The sequence below is a fragment of the Collinsella sp. AF38-3AC genome, assembly GCF_003474365.1.
Lineage (GTDB): Bacteria > Actinomycetota > Coriobacteriia > Coriobacteriales > Coriobacteriaceae > Collinsella.
Map to the genome: position 1 here is coordinate 87,706 of NZ_QROM01000003.1, position 14,804 is coordinate 102,509.

Annotated in this window: 13 protein-coding genes; all 13 read right to left on the bottom strand. The window is 61.3% G+C overall.

Translation table 11 applies throughout. The features are described from left to right. A complete protein-coding gene (locus DW029_RS03225) occupies positions 1-1,671 on the bottom strand; it encodes a ribonuclease J (RefSeq protein WP_117735187.1) in 1,671 nt (556 codons plus the stop codon). 640 nt (positions 1,672-2,311) lie between these two features. Beyond that, positions 2,312-4,558: a polyribonucleotide nucleotidyltransferase gene (locus tag DW029_RS03230; RefSeq protein ID WP_117742748.1), complete on the bottom strand. Its 2,247-nt coding sequence runs from the start codon at positions 4,556-4,558 to the stop codon at positions 2,312-2,314. A 150-nt stretch (positions 4,559-4,708) separates the two neighbouring features. After that, positions 4,709-4,987 (bottom strand): 30S ribosomal protein S15, encoded by a 279-nt coding sequence (rpsO, locus tag DW029_RS03235; RefSeq protein WP_035138510.1) that lies wholly within the window; start codon positions 4,985-4,987, stop codon positions 4,709-4,711. 138 nt (positions 4,988-5,125) lie between these two features. Then, entirely contained in the window at positions 5,126-5,875 is a 750-nt protein-coding gene (gene recO, locus DW029_RS03240; RefSeq protein WP_118345278.1) for a DNA repair protein RecO, read from the bottom strand. A gap of 15 nt (positions 5,876-5,890) precedes the next feature. Beyond that, entirely contained in the window at positions 5,891-6,958 is a 1,068-nt protein-coding gene (era, locus tag DW029_RS03245; protein ID WP_199406636.1) for a GTPase Era, read from the bottom strand. A gap of 12 nt (positions 6,959-6,970) precedes the next feature. Beyond that, positions 6,971-7,348, bottom strand: coding sequence for a diacylglycerol kinase family protein (locus DW029_RS03250; protein WP_117735184.1), 378 nt, complete (start codon positions 7,346-7,348; stop codon positions 6,971-6,973). 9 nt (positions 7,349-7,357) lie between these two features. Further along, the gene (gene ybeY / locus DW029_RS03255; RefSeq protein WP_117735183.1) at positions 7,358-7,867 is read right to left on the bottom strand and encodes an rRNA maturation RNase YbeY; all 510 of its coding nucleotides are present in this window, start codon (positions 7,865-7,867) and stop codon (positions 7,358-7,360) included. Further along, positions 7,864-8,850 carry a PhoH family protein gene (locus tag DW029_RS03260; RefSeq protein WP_118345279.1) on the bottom strand — a complete coding sequence of 329 codons (987 nt, stop codon included), beginning with the start codon at positions 8,848-8,850 and terminating at the stop codon, positions 7,864-7,866. Before DW029_RS03260 ends, ybeY begins: the two co-directional genes overlap by 4 nt. Continuing rightward, the gene (locus DW029_RS03265) at positions 8,831-10,123 is read right to left on the bottom strand and encodes a MiaB/RimO family radical SAM methylthiotransferase (RefSeq protein ID WP_117735181.1); all 1,293 of its coding nucleotides are present in this window, start codon (positions 10,121-10,123) and stop codon (positions 8,831-8,833) included. Before DW029_RS03265 ends, DW029_RS03260 begins: the two co-directional genes overlap by 20 nt. 9 nt (positions 10,124-10,132) lie before the next feature. After that, positions 10,133-11,281 (bottom strand): molecular chaperone DnaJ, encoded by a 1,149-nt coding sequence (gene dnaJ / locus DW029_RS03270; protein ID WP_117735180.1) that lies wholly within the window; start codon positions 11,279-11,281, stop codon positions 10,133-10,135. Positions 11,282-11,362: 81 nt separating this feature from the next. Beyond that, the gene (locus tag DW029_RS03275; RefSeq protein WP_199412301.1) at positions 11,363-12,466 is read right to left on the bottom strand and encodes a DnaJ domain-containing protein; all 1,104 of its coding nucleotides are present in this window, start codon (positions 12,464-12,466) and stop codon (positions 11,363-11,365) included. Between the two features lie 58 nt (positions 12,467-12,524). Further along, on the bottom strand, positions 12,525-13,757 hold the full coding sequence (hemW, locus tag DW029_RS03280) for a radical SAM family heme chaperone HemW (protein WP_117799097.1): 1,233 nt from the start codon (positions 13,755-13,757) through the stop codon (positions 12,525-12,527). 2 nt (positions 13,758-13,759) lie between these two features. Then, a complete protein-coding gene (gene dusB / locus DW029_RS03285) occupies positions 13,760-14,803 on the bottom strand; it encodes a tRNA dihydrouridine synthase DusB (protein ID WP_117735178.1) in 1,044 nt (347 codons plus the stop codon). Between the last annotated feature and the right edge of the window lies 1 nt (position 14,804).

The following is a 14,804-nucleotide window of genomic DNA, read 5'->3' on the forward strand; positions in this document are numbered from 1 at the left end:
CTAAACCTCCATGACGACCGGGATGATCATCGGACGGGTACGCGTACGGCTCCAGATAAAGTTAGAGAGCGAATCGCGCACGGCCTTGCGAATGGCATCGGAACCGCTGCTCGTAAAGCTGAACTTGCCCTTCTCGATCGTCTTCATGATGGATGCGGAGGCATCCTCGGAGAACTGGTCGTCGATGGCAAACGAAACACCGCGGCCCGAGAACTCGATGGCCTCGATCTTCTTTTGCTTGAGCGAGACGATGGCAACAGCGGTAACCATACCGTCGTTGGCGAGCTTCTGGCGATCGCGCAGGACGATGGGGTCGGTGTCGCCAATGCGCAGACCGTCAACATAGACGACGCCGGACTCGACGGGCGTACCGCGCTTGACGATACCGCCACGCATCTCGAGCGTGTCACCGTTATCGAGGATAAAGATGTGATCGTCCTTGAGACCCATCTTGCGGGCAAGCTGGGCGTGTGCCCGCAGGTGCACGGCCTCACCGTGAACAGGCATAAAGTACGTGGGCTTGGCCATGGCCATCAGGAGCTTGAGCTCCTCCTGGCTGCCGTGACCCGAGACGTGGACGAGAGCGCGGTTCTTATCCCACACGTCGCAGCCGAGCTTGGCCAGGCTGTTGACGACCTGCTGGACGGCCTTCTCGTTGCCGGGAACAGGAGTTGCCGAAAGGATAACGGTATCGCCCTCGTGGATGGAGAGCGTCTTGTGCTCGCCATTGGCCATGCGGGACAGGGCCGACAGCGGCTCACCCTGCGAACCGGTGCACATGACGACAATCTTGTCGTCGGGCAGGTTATCAATGTCGAAGGCATCGATGATATCAGCGTCGTCGATGTTGAGGTAGCCCAGCTCACGCGCCACGCGGGTGTTCGTGAGCATGGAGCGACCGGTCACAACGACCTTACGGCCGCACTTGCGGGCGGCATCGCAGATCTGCTGCAGACGATGGATGTGGCTCGAGAACGACGCGACGAACACGCGACCCGGCGCATTCTTGATGGCGTGCAGCAGGTTGGGACCAACCTCGGCCTCGGACTTGGTAAAGCCGGGAACCGTGGCATTGGTAGAGTCGGAAAGCAGCAGGTCGATGCCCTGCTTGGCAAAGCGGCTGATAGCGGCATAGTCGGGCGTAACGCCGTCGATGGGCGTCTGGTCGAGCTTAAAGTCACCCGTGTGCATAACGGTGCCCTGATTGGTGCGGATGAACACGCCCAGAGCGCCGGGGATGGAGTGTGTCATCGAGAAGAAGTCGAGCGAGATGCCGCCGAGGTTGACATGGCTACCGCCCTTGACCTCGCGGAACTTGGGTGCGCGGATGCGGAACTCGGAAAGCTTGCCCTCGATAAAGCCAAGCGTCAGCTTGCTCGAGAAGATGGGCACCTTGTTGTTGAGGTCCTGCAGCAGATACGGAAGCGAACCGGTGTGGTCCTCGTGGCCGTGGGTGACGATGATACCGCGGAGCTTCTCCTCGTTCTCCAGGACATAGGTGTAGTCGGGAAGCACCAGATCGATACCGGGCTGGGAGTCATCCGGGAACATGAGGCCGGCGTCGACGAGCACCATATCGTCGCCGCACTCGAAGACCGTCATGTTCTTGCCGATGCCATCAAGGCCGCCGAGCGGGATGATCTTCAAGGGAGATGATTTTTTAGCTGCCATAGGTAAGTGTGGTTTCCTTTCTTCGAAACGGGTCTGGAACAACCGACGGGGCGCTTCTGGCAAACCGACCGCCGGGCACATACAACAAAGCATCGCAGAGTCGATGCAGTAACCTCAGTATGATACCCATTTGCCCACCAACAGACCACCCATGCATTAAAGCCCCATCTGAACTGGTCCATCCCGCCGGTTTCCCGTGGGGCGGGCACTGATGAAGTTTCCTGCTCTACAGTCCTGCTCACGACGGAGGCCACATTAAGTGGCCTCCTGTTCGTGCGGAACTCGCGATAAACTTCATCAGTGCCCGCCCCACGGGAAACCTACCAAAAAAGGACAGGTTTGTTTTGGTCGTTTTTATCTGGGAAGATGCTGCTGCGGCTATCTACAGATCTGAAATCTGACTACTGAATAGACTGTCTAACTGAATAGCGAGCGGCACTAACCAGCCCTTTTGCTTGCGACCGGGAGGGGCGCATATGAAGTTTATCGCGAGTTCCGCACGCAAAGGAAAGCACTTAATGTGCTTTCCGTCTTGCGCAGGACTGTAGAGCAGGAAACTTCATATGCGACCCTCCCGGGCGCAAGCAAAAGGGCGACCCCTGTCCGGAGTCGCCCTTGGTGAGCTGCTTGTGTGTAGCTATTACTCGGCGTCGTGGTGACGGCGGGGCTTGCGGCCTCCGTTGTCGCCGGGACGGCGCGGACGGTCGCTGCGCTCGGAGCGCTCGCGACGCGGACGCTCACGGCGCTGGAAGTGCTCGCCGTCGCCCTCGGAGGCACCCTCGGCGCGAGCCGGGGCCTCGGGCTTGTCAAGACGATCGAGCGAGATCTTGCCGCGATCGTCGACCTCGATGACGACGACCTTGACCTCGTCGCCAACGTTGAGGACGTCCTCAACCTTCTCGACGCGGCCCTTGGCAACGCGGGAAATGTGCAGCAGGCCGTCCTTACCGGGCAGCAGGTTCACGAAGGCGCCGAAGGGCTGGATGGAGACGACGCGACCGGTGTACTCCTCGCCCGGCTCGGGAACCTTGATGATGAGCTTGATGCGCTCGACGGCCTGGTCCACGGACTCGCCGGTGCCGCCGACAAAGACGGTGCCGTCCTCCTGGATGTCAACCGAAGCGCCGGTCTCGTCCTGGATGCCGCGGATGACCTTACCGCCGGAACCGATGACGTCGCGGATCTTATCGGTCGGAACCTGGATGGAGACGATGCGCGGAGCGGTGCTGCGCGTGGTATGACGCGGCTCGGGGATCACATCGAGCATCTTCTGCAGGATGTACGCACGACCCTCCTTGGCCTGCTGCAGGGCGCGGGCCAGGATGTCGAAGGTAAGGCCGGTGGCCTTGTTGTCCATCTGCAGGGCGGTAATGCCCTCGGTGGTGCCGGTGACCTTAAAGTCCATGTCGCCCAGGAAGTCCTCGAGACCCTGGATATCCGACAGGACCACGGTCTTGCCCTCCTCCTGGATCAGGCCCATGGCGATACCGGAGACCGGGCGCTTAATGGGCACGCCGCCGTCCATAAGGGCGAGCGTGGAGCCGCAGGTCGAAGCCATCGAAGAGGAGCCGTTGGACTCCATGACCTCGGAGACCACGCGGATGGCGTAGGGGAACTCGTTTTCGTCGGGGAGCACCGGAAGCAGGGCGCGCTCGGCCAAGTTGCCGTGACCGATCTCGCGGCGCTTGGGGCTGCCCATGCGACCGGTCTCGCCGGTGCAGAACGGCGGGAAGTTGTAGTGGTGCATGTAGCGCTTGCCCTCGGTGGGCTCGATGGTATCCAGACGCTGGCCCTCGTTAAGCATGCCGAGTGACAAGACAGAGAGCACCTGGGTCTGACCGCGCTGGAACAGGCCGGAGCCGTGAACGAGCGGCAGGTAGTTGTCCTTCACCATGATGGGACGGATCTCGTCGGCGGCACGGCCGTCAACGCGCTCGCCGGTCTCGACGACCATGGTGCGCATGGCCTTCTTCTCGAGCTTCTTCAGCGCCACGGGAATCTCGCGCTCCCAAGCGGCCTGCTCCTCCTCGGTGAACTCGGCGCGGATGGACTCCTTCAGGGCCTCGACTTTGCCGATACGGGAGAGCTTGTCGGCGTCGCGCAGGGCGGCTGCCATCTCGTCGTAGTGGGCGAAGATGCGCTCCTGGACCTCCTCGACGGGCTGATCGAGCGGGTACTCCTTCTTGACGATGGGGCCGTTGACCTGCTCCCACTCGGCGACGAACTCGTCTTGAGCCTGGCAGAAGGCGGCAAGGGCCTCCTGGCCAAACTTCATGGCGGCGAGCATGTCGTCCTCGGAGATCTCCTCGGCGCCGGCCTCAACCATCGAGATGAAGTCGGCAGAGCCGCCCAGCTCCAGGTCCAGATCGGAGTTCTCGCGCTCCTCGTAGGTGGGGTTGACGATAAATTCGCCGGTCTCCACGTTACGACCGATGCGCACGCAGGCAAGCGGGCCCTCGAAGGGCACGCCGCCGAGCGTCATGGCCAGAGAGGCACCCATAACGTTGATGACGTCAAAGGGGTTGACCTGGTCGGCGACGAGCGAGGTAGCGACAATGTGTACCTCGTTGCGGAAGCCGTCCGGGAAGCTCGGGCGAATCGGACGGTCGATCATGCGCGCGGTGAGCGTGGCCTTCTCGCTGGGACGGCCCTCACGCTTGAGGTAGCCACCCGGGATGCGGCCGGCAGCGTACATCTTCTCGTTGAAGTCGACGGTCAGCGGGAAGAAGTCATAGTTCTTGCGCTCCTTGGAGACGACCACGGTATCGAGCATCGTGGTGTCGCCCTGCTTGACCAGACAGGCGCCAGTGGCCTGTTTGGCAAGCTCGCCGGACTCAAAGGTGTAGGTCTTGCCGTACAGCTCAAAGGTCTTGGATACGAGTGTCATTGTTCTCCTTTACCCCACAGGCCCCTTGCCTGCGGGCTTCTCATGTGACGCGGGCCCCCTGCCCCCGCCACGCTTCAGAGCGTGATTGTTCACGCCCTTACACAAAAAGAGCGTCCCGCATGCAGGACGCTCTTAGCATGTACAAGTTCGCTACTGAATATTGTCGCGAATGCCCAGAGCCTTGATGAGCTCACGGTACTCGACGATGTCGTTCTTCTTAATGTAGGAGAGAAGACGACGACGACGGCCGACGAGCATGAGCAGGCCACGACGGGTGTGGAAGTCCTTCTGGTGGGACTTCATGTGCTCGGTCAGCTCCTTGATGCGCTCGGACAGGATGGCGACCTGAACCTTGGGGTTGCCGGTGTCGACCGGGGTGTTACCGAACTGGGCAGTCAGCTCCGCCTTGCGCTCTTTGGAAACAGTCATTGTTTCACCTTTCGTTTTGCGTCGCCATCGGGCGACTCGATTCGCCTCGGACTGGGAAGCCGCCGGTGGAGCGAGCAACCAAGGTCGAGGTACCAACAGGCCGATATGTTACCACAAGCAGTCCGCGTCTGTGCATCATCACCGACCCAACATGAATTCCATCGCACGGAGGCGCTGATCGGTGTGCGTCGCAGCCCAAACATGCGAAAGCCCGAGCAAGAATGCCGCCGTATGCGGGTCGATTCGCTCGGCCATAAGCGCATCGAAGGTCATGGACATGAGGGCGCGCAGCCACGCGACCTCACCGGTCGACACCAGCTCGGCACCCGGAACGCTCGACGCACACGACCCGCACATGAGCCCGCCGGCCTGGGGCGAAAAATACGACAGCATAGGGTCTCCGCACAGCACGCAAGCCGAAAAATCGGGTCGGTAGCCAACGTGCGATAGCAGCTTAAAGACATATGCCGCCACGAGCAGGTCCATATGCGCCGCGTCGAGCCCGCCGCCCACCAGGGCAAGCGCCCGCTGCGTGATGGCAAAGGTAAACGGGTCCTCGGCGTCCTCGAATGAGCACACACGCGCGACCTCGGCAATCGCGCTTGCGGCGCAGGTCGTCTCGTAATCGGGCGCGGCGCCGAGCGGCGCTTCCATAAGCTCGGCCTGGGAAACCACATCGAGCGAGCGTCCATGTGCGAGCAGCATATCGATGGTACAGAACAGCTCGCAGCGCGCTGCCAAGCGCCCACCGGGTTTGCGCGCGCCCTTTGCCACGGCACGAACCTGCCGACCCCGCTCGTCAAGCATCGTCAGAATCAGGTCGGTCTCTTTGAGCTTAGTCTTATCGAGCACGAGCACTTTCGTGCGATATGTGCGAGAGCCTGCCATGCGCGTCGCGCGTCCTTAATCTTCGGCATTGTAGCCAAAACGGCGAATCTGAGCCTCGTCGTCGCGCCAACCGGCCTTGACCTTTACGTCCAGCTCCAAAAAGACCTGCGTGCCAAAGATGCGCTCAAGATCACGACGGGCATCGATGCCGATATGTTTGATCATCTCGCCGCCCTTGCCGATGATGATGCCCTTTTGGCCCTCGCGCTCGACGTAAATGGTGGCATGTACGCGCAACACCTTTTTGGTCTGCTCGAGCGCATCACAGATCACGCCCACGGAATGCGGAATCTCATCACGGGTGCGGTGAAGAACCTTCTCGCGCACAAACTCGGCAACGAGCGTCTCGTCGGAAGCATCGGTGCCCATGTCCTCGGGGAACCAGCGAGGACCCTCGGGCAAAAAGTGCGCAACGGTCTCGATGAAGGCATCGACGTTAAAGTTCTTGACCGACGACGTCACGATCTCGTCGTCATAGTCCATGAGCTCGTGGGCTGCCTTGAGCTGCTCCATGACCTGTGCGGGGTCGGCCTCATCGGCCTTGGTGAGCACCAGGACCTTCTTGCAGCGGGCGCTCTTGACGCGCTCGGCAACCCAGGCATCTCCCCTGCCGATCGGCTTGGTGGCGTCAATCAAAAACGCGACGACGTCAACATCGTTCAGCTCGAACAGCGCACTCTTGTTGAGCTCGGAACCCAGGCCATCCTTGGGCTTATGAATACCCGGGGTATCGACAAAGACCAGCTGGTAGCCGGGACGATTGACGATGGCGCGCATACGGCGGCGGGTCGTCTGTGCCACCGGCGAGGTGATGGCAACCTTTTTGCCGTAGCAGGCATTAAGTAGCGTGGACTTGCCGGCGTTAGGGCGACCGACCAGGGCCACGAAGCCGCTGCGGAAACCGGGTTCCACGTCACCAAAGCCCATAGGACCGTCGTCCTCGTCGCATAGGGCGTCGAGTTCCTCATCGCTCATGCCCTCAAACGGGTCGAACTCCTCGACTTCCTCGAGCTCCTCAGTATCCACCGCGTCCAGGGACTCGTCGTCCAGAATCTCATCGGTAGGCTGCATATTGTCGGACATGGGACTCCCTTTCTAAATAAAGCCGAGCGCGTGGGCAAATACCAGCAAGCCCACAATCGCGGCGGTGATGGAAAGAACGTATACAGAGGCGGCGGCGATGTCCTTCGCACGCTTGGCCAGCGGATGAAGTTCCTGGGTCGCCAGGTCGACGATGGCCTCCATAGCGGTGTTGCACAGCTCGCCGTGAATCACCAGGCCACAACAGATGATAATCGTGGCCCACTCGGCAATGTCGAGCCCCACGATGCAGCCGGCAACGACGGTGCACACGCCCGCAACGAGCATGACCTTAATGTTGCGCTCGGTCTTGACGGCGGTGACGAAGCCCTCCATGGCGTAGGAAAACGACTTTAAGAAGGACGGATGGTCCTTGTTCGATCCGGGAATCATAGACGGCTCCTAGTCGTGGACGTGGTTGGTGATGGGGCCGACGTGGACTAGCTTGGGGTCCTCGCCGCGCTCGAGCGCCAGATCGCGCAGGATGGCGTCCTCGCGGGCCTCCATGACCTCGGCCTCGTCGTCCTCGATGTGGTCATAGCCCAGCAAGTGCAGCATGCCGTGTACGAGCATCAGACGGCACTCGCCAGCGGGGCTATTGCCAAAACCGGGGGCCTGACGGGCAATAACCTGCGGGGCCAAGATAATATCGCCGAGCTCGAGCGTCTCATCGGCGGGAATATCCTCGTCAAAGGCCGAATCGCACTCGAACGAGAGTACATCGGTGGTGCGGTCGATACCGCGCCACTCGTGGTTGAGCCCGTGCATCTCGTCCTCGTCGACATACGAAAGGGAAATCTCGACTTCACGTTCAACGCCCTCAGCGGCGAGCACAACCTCGCAGATGTGTTCCACCTCTTGCGCGTCGAGCAGCGTATCGAGCTCGGCATCGTTGCTGATCAATACACTCAACGGGACTCCTTTCGGTCATGCGAGCGCTGCTCACGCACGTCATCATAAGCATCATATGCTTCGACGATACGACCCACCAGGGCATGGCGCACCACGTCGGCATGCTCCAGGTGTGCAAACGCCACATCGTCGACACGACCTAAAATCCGCTCAACATCGGCAAGGCCGCCACGGCGACCCACCAGGTCGCGCTGACTCAGGTCGCCGGTAATCACAAACTTGGAGTTAAAGCCCAAGCGCGTCAGGAACATCTTCATCTGCTCGGGCGTGGTATTTTGTGCCTCGTCGAGTACCACGAAGGCATCGCTCAGCGTACGGCCGCGCATGTAGGCGAGCGGGGCAATCTCGATCACACCGTGTTCCATAAGCTCATCGGTGCGCTCGCGATCCATCATGTCAAAAAGGGCGTCGTAGAGCGGGCGCATATACGGGTCGATCTTTTCCTCGAGGGTGCCGGGCAAAAAGCCCAGGTTCTCCCCCGCCTCGACAACCGGGCGCGTCAAGATTAGGCGACCCACCTCGTGACGCTTAAGCGCGGCGACGGCGAGCGCCATGGCCAGATAGGTCTTACCGGTACCGGCAGGACCCAAGCCAAAGGTGATGGTATGCGAGCGGATAGCATCCACATAGCGCTTTTGCCCGAGCGTCTTGGGGCGAATGACGCGGCCGCGATACGAAAGCAGCACGTCATCGCGAAGCGACGTAGCCTCGTGCTCACCGTCGCGCAAGACGGCTAGGCAACGCGAGACATCGTCGGCAGAAAGGGTACGGCCGGCCGCCGCCTCACGAAAAGCATGCTCGAAAAAGCGCGCAACGAGCTCGACCTCATCCGGGTCACCGCTCACGGCGATGCTATCGCCACGGGCGACCACGTGGGCGCGAACCAAGCTTTCGAGCGCACGAAGGACGCCGTCGCCAGCGCCCAAAACGCGCGAGGGGTCAACTCCCTCGGGAACGGTAAGTCTAATCTTCGAGGCTTCCATGAACCTCCCTGCGTGCATGGACCAAGCCGGAATCATCGACTCCGATAATAGCAACATCGAGCAGGCACGGGGCTGTAAGTCCACAGGTATCGTCAAGACGGGCATGATGGAACGAGCCGAGCGTCAGGTTGTCACCATACTCGAGCACGGCGCGCTCAACGGTTCCCACGCGACGACGAGCGTCGGCAATGGCGAGCTCCTGAGCAGCCGCGCGCATGCGGCGGCTGCGCTCGGCCATGACCTCAGGTGGTACCTGGTCGGGCATGTCGGCGGCGAGGGTGCCGGGGCGCTTGCTATAGCGGAACACGTGCATGCGCGAAAAGCCCACGCGACGGCATAGCGCCAGCGACTCCTCGAACTCCCCATCCGTCTCACCGGGAAAACCGACGATAACGTCGCACGAAAGAGACGCCTGCGGCAGGTTGGCGCGAATCATGCGCACCGTGTCCTCAAAAGCCTCGGCACTATAGGGACGGCCCATGCGATGCAGGGTCGCCGTGCAGCCAGACTGCACAGGCAGGTGCAAAAACGGGGCGATACGCTGCGGGTAGCGCGCCATAACCTTAAGCAGGTGCTCAGAGATATCCATGGGCTCGACCGAAGAAATGCGCACATGCGGAATAGACGTGCGCTCCATAATGACCTCGAGCAGCTCATCGATCTCGACGTGTTCGTCGGTCGTACTCTTGCCATCGTAGGCACCAAGGTTCACGCCCGTCAGCACCACCTCGGGCACGCCGGCCTCCTGGGCCTCGCGAACTTGCTCGAGCACGGACTCGACGGGCACGGAGCGCTCGGGGCCGCGTGCCTTCCACACAATGCAATAGGTGCAGCGATGGTTACAGCCGTCCTGAATCTTCACGCCCAGGCGAGAGCGACCGAGCGCATCGACCACCTCGCCATCACTGCAGGCGGGAACGCTATCGGACTCAACGCCCAACACCTCGCAGACACGTTCGGCGACATCGATCTTGGACGGCTCGGCGATCACGCGATCCGAAAGCTCCAGCAGTTCCTCGGGATGCAAATTGACCACGCATCCGGTCACGACCACATAGGGGTCGTTTGGATGGGCCAGCGCATGACGGACGGCCTTACGGGTCTTGGCCTCGGCCTCGCCCGTAACGGCACAGGTGTTAATGACGATCAGATCGGCATCCTGGGGCTCCACCATGGCAAAGCCCAGGCGCATAAGATCGGCAGTGATACGGTCAGACTCAACCCGGTTGACACGACATCCGAGGTTGACGACGGAAATATGGGGTGCGAGCACGCGGGCTCCTTAATCGAGGATATCGTCGAGGGCACTCTTGATACGGTCGGTCACCGACTTCTTACCGGAAGCGACGTCATCGCCCATCTCATCGGCAAAAGCACGGAGCAGCTCGCGCTGCTTATTGGAAAGATTGGTGGGAACGACCACGCGCAGTTGCACGATCAGGCGGCCACGCGAACCGCCACCGCCAATGCGCGGCATGCCGTAATTATTGACGCTCACGGTGTCGCCGTACTGGGCACCGGCGGGAACCGTCACCTTAACGACCTCGTCGGGCATAATGCCCTCGACCTCGATCTCGCAGCCGAGCGCAGCCTGTGCAATCGAAATATCGCTCACGAGGTACAGGTCGTCACCGTTGCGCTTAAAGCGCTCGTGGTCGGCGACGCGCACGTTGACAATCAAGTCGCCCGAAGGCTCGCCGCGAAGGCCGGCCTCGCCAAAGCCGCTCACACGCAGCTGGCGACCGGTCGAAACGCCGGCGGGAATATCGATGTCGATCTTTTCATGCGAAGGCGTGCGGCCCTGACCGTCGCAGGTCTCGCAGGGATGGTCGATAACCGTGCCCTCGCCATGGCAGTCGGGGCAAGGCGAGGAGGACTGAACCTGGCCCAGGAACGAACGCTGGACCGTCGTGACATAGCCCGTACCGTGGCAGCGGCCGCACTGCTTTTCCTGTGCACCCTCGGCCCTACCGGTGCCATTGCAATCCTCACAGGGAGCAAGGCGGTCATAACTAATCGTCTTTTTGCAACCGAGCGCCGCCTCCTCAAGGGTCACCGAAAGAGAGATGGCCATATCGCGGCCGCGACGACGCTCACGACGGCTGCGGGCGCCACCGCCGGCACCGCCGCCAAAAAACGACGAGAACAAGTCGTCCATGCCCATGCCACCAAAGATATCGTTGATATCGACGTAGCCCGAACCACCAGGGCCGTCGACAGTGCCATAACGGTCGTAGTTAGCACGCTTCTGCTCATCGGAAAGAACGGAATAGGCCTCGTTGAGCTCCTTGAACTTGGCCTCAGCATCGGGGTCGTCCGAAACGTCCGGGTGTACGGTACGGGCCTTCTTTAGAAACGCGCGCTTAATCGTCCGCGCGTCGGCATCCTTGTCAACGCCAAGTACCTCGTAGTAATCCCTATTTTCCGACACGACCGAATCCTTCCAACTTTCATTATTGTCACAGTGCGTCCTATACCCAAGCTGGGCCGACCGCAAACAGAGGGTTTGATGTTATTGCATTTGATACGGCGAAAGCATGGCCCGTTGCGAGCAGCTCGCAAACCAAACAGACACGAGCGCGAACATGAAGCCGTTGGCAAAACCGTTGGCAAACTGCATCGCACCACGCTTCCACCACAGCAGGCTGCGATGAAGCACACCGTCCGAAAGCACCATGAACAGGCCCATGGTAAACGGAATAAAGCACATCACGGCAAAGGCCGAGAACACGCCCGAGATGGCCGACAGCACCAAAAACGGCGCCACAATGCCCATCAGGTAAAAACCGGTACGAGCTTTGCCTTCCAAGCGCTCGGCCTCAACATGGGCGCGGCCGACCAGGTCGCCGCCCGCGGCACCGTTGGTGCCAGCATGACCCATGCCGCTAATGCGGACCTCGTCGCTATCGTGCGTGCCGGCAGGAAACTCAATCGTCTGCTCGGAGGTTACGCGAGTACGACCGCTGCCACCGCAATCGGGGCAGGGGTCGGCCACGACCTTACCGGAACCGCCGCACTCGGGGCAGACCGACTGGAACGTGCCCGCACCAAACAGGAAGGACAGGTCGACGTCGATGTGGCCGCGGCCACCGCAGCTCGGGCAGGTATGGGCATGCTCAGACGAAACGGAGCCCGAGCCGCCGCAGTTGCTACAGGTGTCGAAGCGCGTGTAGCGGACGGTCTTGTGGGCACCGCCTTTGGCCTCCTTGGCGTCGAGCTTAATATCGACGACCACATTGGCGCCATTCTCGGGATTGTAGGCAGCCTGCCCACGACGCTGCTGGCCCCAGGCACCACCAAAGGGAAAACCGCCCTCAAAAGGATTGCCATAACCCGTGCTGCCGGCATAGCCGCCACCATAGGGCGAAGCCGTAGGAGCACCGGCAAAGGGATTGCCAGAACGCATGGCGTCGTAGCGCGCACGTTTTTGCTCATCCGAAAGCACGGCGTAGGCCTCGGAAACCTCTTTAAACTTTTCCTCGGCATCCGGCTCTTTGTTGACGTCCGGATGGAGCTTGCGGGCCTTTTGCTGAAAGGCCTTTTGAATATCACGCGAGGTGGCGTCCTTGGAGACGCCCAGGATCTCGTAGTAATCTTTTTCGTTCATCGTCGCCATGCGCGGCAACCTCCTGCTCACAGCAGCGTATATATTCCGGTAATTCTACCCGAGCGGCTTAAGCTAGATCCCAAAACAGCTCGAACAGAACATTTCCATCGAGCCAGCCCAGGTGGGTCGGCGCCAGACGAGCGCGAACGCGGCCCGAGAAGACATCTGCCGAAGTAAAGGGTCCCTCATGGACCCCGAGCGCCTCGGGCAACCAAGTGGCAAGACCCAATTCGAGCGCGCGATCGCAGGCAGCTGCCAGCTCGCCCGTTGGGATGACGCAAGCTGCACGAACCAACAGGTCGGACGCAACACCGCGCGTCATGCGGCAAGCGAGCATCAGGTCTTCGGCCGAAGCCTCGCGCTGCGACAGATATTCGGCCTCGAACGCCGTCGCGTCATCGTCGCGCTGAACCAAGCGCACACGGTACGCATCGCCTCGAGAAGGCGCGCCAGGGAACAACATAGCCAGGTGATCGAAATCCTCGGCATCGAGCATACCCGCGGCAGAGCGTCCTAGACCCAAATAGCCCTGTCCAGTCCAATAGGCAATGTTATGGGCGCATTCATGGCCGTCGAGAGCGTAACTCGCCACCTCATACGGGTGATAGCCGGCGGCACCCAGGAGCTCGCGTGCCACGTCCATGCAGGCGGCCTGAAAATCCTCATCGGGCTCGAGTGACTCGTCGCGGCACACCATGCGATAAAGGGGCGTCCCCTCCTCGAGCGTGAGCGGGTAGACCGACACATGATGCGGAGCCGCCGCCAGCACGCCATCGAGTGTGCACTGCCAACTCGCCGCCGTCTGCCCGGGAAGGCCACACATAAGGTCGCACGACACATCGAGACCAGCGTCCTTCACCGTCGCGATAGCCGCAAGTGCCCGATTAGCATCGTGAATGCGGCCAATAGCAGCCAGCTCGATATTGTCGAGGGTTTGCACGCCCAGAGAAATGCGCGTGAAACCCGCCTCGGCAAGCGCCGGGGCGAGCTCAGCGGTCAACGACTCAGGATTTGCCTCGCAGGTAAATTCAACGGGCTTGCACCACATGGAGATACGACGGGCAAGTTCTACCAGGCGCTCCCCTGCCAGCGACGGCGTGCCGCCGCCTACGTAGACTGTGCGGATCTGCCTGAGTGCCCCAGCGTTGCCAAAGGCATCGAGCCGCGCATACAGCTGCTCAAAATAGGCATCGAGCGCAGCGTCCAGGTCGCACGGGGCAAAGCTGCGCGAGTCAAAGTCGCAATAGCGGCATTTTTGAGCGCAAAACGGCACGTGCACATACAGCGCGGTAACGGACACCTTTAGGCCTCCAGCGGATGAGCGGGCACCGACTCGCCGGCGGCAAGCGCGGCCTCGCAGGCCACCACATCGCGCTCGATATCATCGACCAGCCCCATAAACTCCTCGTATGTGGAACAGCGCACCACCTGGGCGCGCCAAGCGGCTGCATGGGGCATACCCTTTAAGTACCAGCTTGCATACGTACGGGCGCGCGACATAAGCGGCAAAAGCTCGTGCGTCAGCGTCAGGTGCTCGCGCAGGGCGCCCAGGCGCTCGACCGAGGAGCGAGAAGGAACCGGCGTGCCATCGAGTGCAAGGGCTCGGGCATCGCCGAACACCCACGGGTTCCCGTAAATACCGCGCGCGATAAATACCGCGCTGGCACCCGAATTGCGCAGATGCTCCGCGGCATCCTCGGCAGTGAACACGTCACCCGAACCAATCACGGGAATCTCGACAGCGTCGGCAACCTCATCGACGACCGACCAATCGGCCTGGCCCGTATAGAGCTGCGTGGCACAGCGACCATGCACCGCCACCGCTGCGGCCCCCGCCCCCTCGAGCATTTGGGCAAACGTCGCGGCATTACAGTCCTCGGCATAAAAGCCCTTGCGGATCTTCACGGTCACGGGAACGTGTGCCACGCCCACTGCCGCCTGGACGATTTTCTCGGCCAGGTCGGGCGTGCGCATGAGCGCCGAGCCCTCGCCCTTGGTGACGACCTTGCGAGCCGGGCAGGCCATGTTGATATCGATCAGCGACAGGCGATCGCCCACGCGTTCCTCGACGGCAGCGACAGCGCTCGCAAATTGATCGGGCTTGGAGCCAAAGAGCTGCACGCAAATCTGCTGCTCCTCGTCGGCCGGCAGCACCAGACGCCACGTCTTATTGCTGGCATAGGCAAGGCCCGCCACGCTCACCATCTCGCTATAGGCAAGATTGGCACCGCGGCGGCGGCACATAATGCGATACGCGGGATCGGTCACGCCCGCCATGGGAGCCATAAGGAACGGCTGCTCGGCATAGGCGCCCAGCAGCCGCGTACTGTATTCAGAAAGCGCCATG

Excerpts from the sequence above, each read along its gene's own strand:
- DW029_RS03225 (WP_117735187.1), bottom strand. The coding sequence starts at position 1,671 with ATGGCAGCTAAAAAATCATCTCCCTTGAAGATCATCCCGCTCGGCGGC.
- DW029_RS03230 (WP_117742748.1), bottom strand. The coding sequence starts at position 4,558 with ATGACACTCGTATCCAAGACCTTTGAGCTGTACGGCAAGACCTACACC.
- rpsO (WP_035138510.1), bottom strand. The coding sequence starts at position 4,987 with ATGACTGTTTCCAAAGAGCGCAAGGCGGAGCTGACTGCCCAGTTCGGT.
- recO (WP_118345278.1), bottom strand. The coding sequence starts at position 5,875 with ATGGCAGGCTCTCGCACATATCGCACGAAAGTGCTCGTGCTCGATAAG.
- era (WP_199406636.1), bottom strand. The coding sequence starts at position 6,958 with ATGTCCGACAATATGCAGCCTACCGATGAGATTCTGGACGACGAGTCC.
- DW029_RS03250 (WP_117735184.1), bottom strand. The coding sequence starts at position 7,348 with ATGATTCCCGGATCGAACAAGGACCATCCGTCCTTCTTAAAGTCGTTT.
- DW029_RS03260 (WP_118345279.1), bottom strand. The coding sequence starts at position 8,850 with ATGGAAGCCTCGAAGATTAGACTTACCGTTCCCGAGGGAGTTGACCCC.
- DW029_RS03275 (WP_199412301.1), bottom strand. The coding sequence starts at position 12,466 with ATGGCGACGATGAACGAAAAAGATTACTACGAGATCCTGGGCGTCTCC.
- dusB (WP_117735178.1), bottom strand. The coding sequence starts at position 14,803 with ATGGCGCTTTCTGAATACAGTACGCGGCTGCTGGGCGCCTATGCCGAG.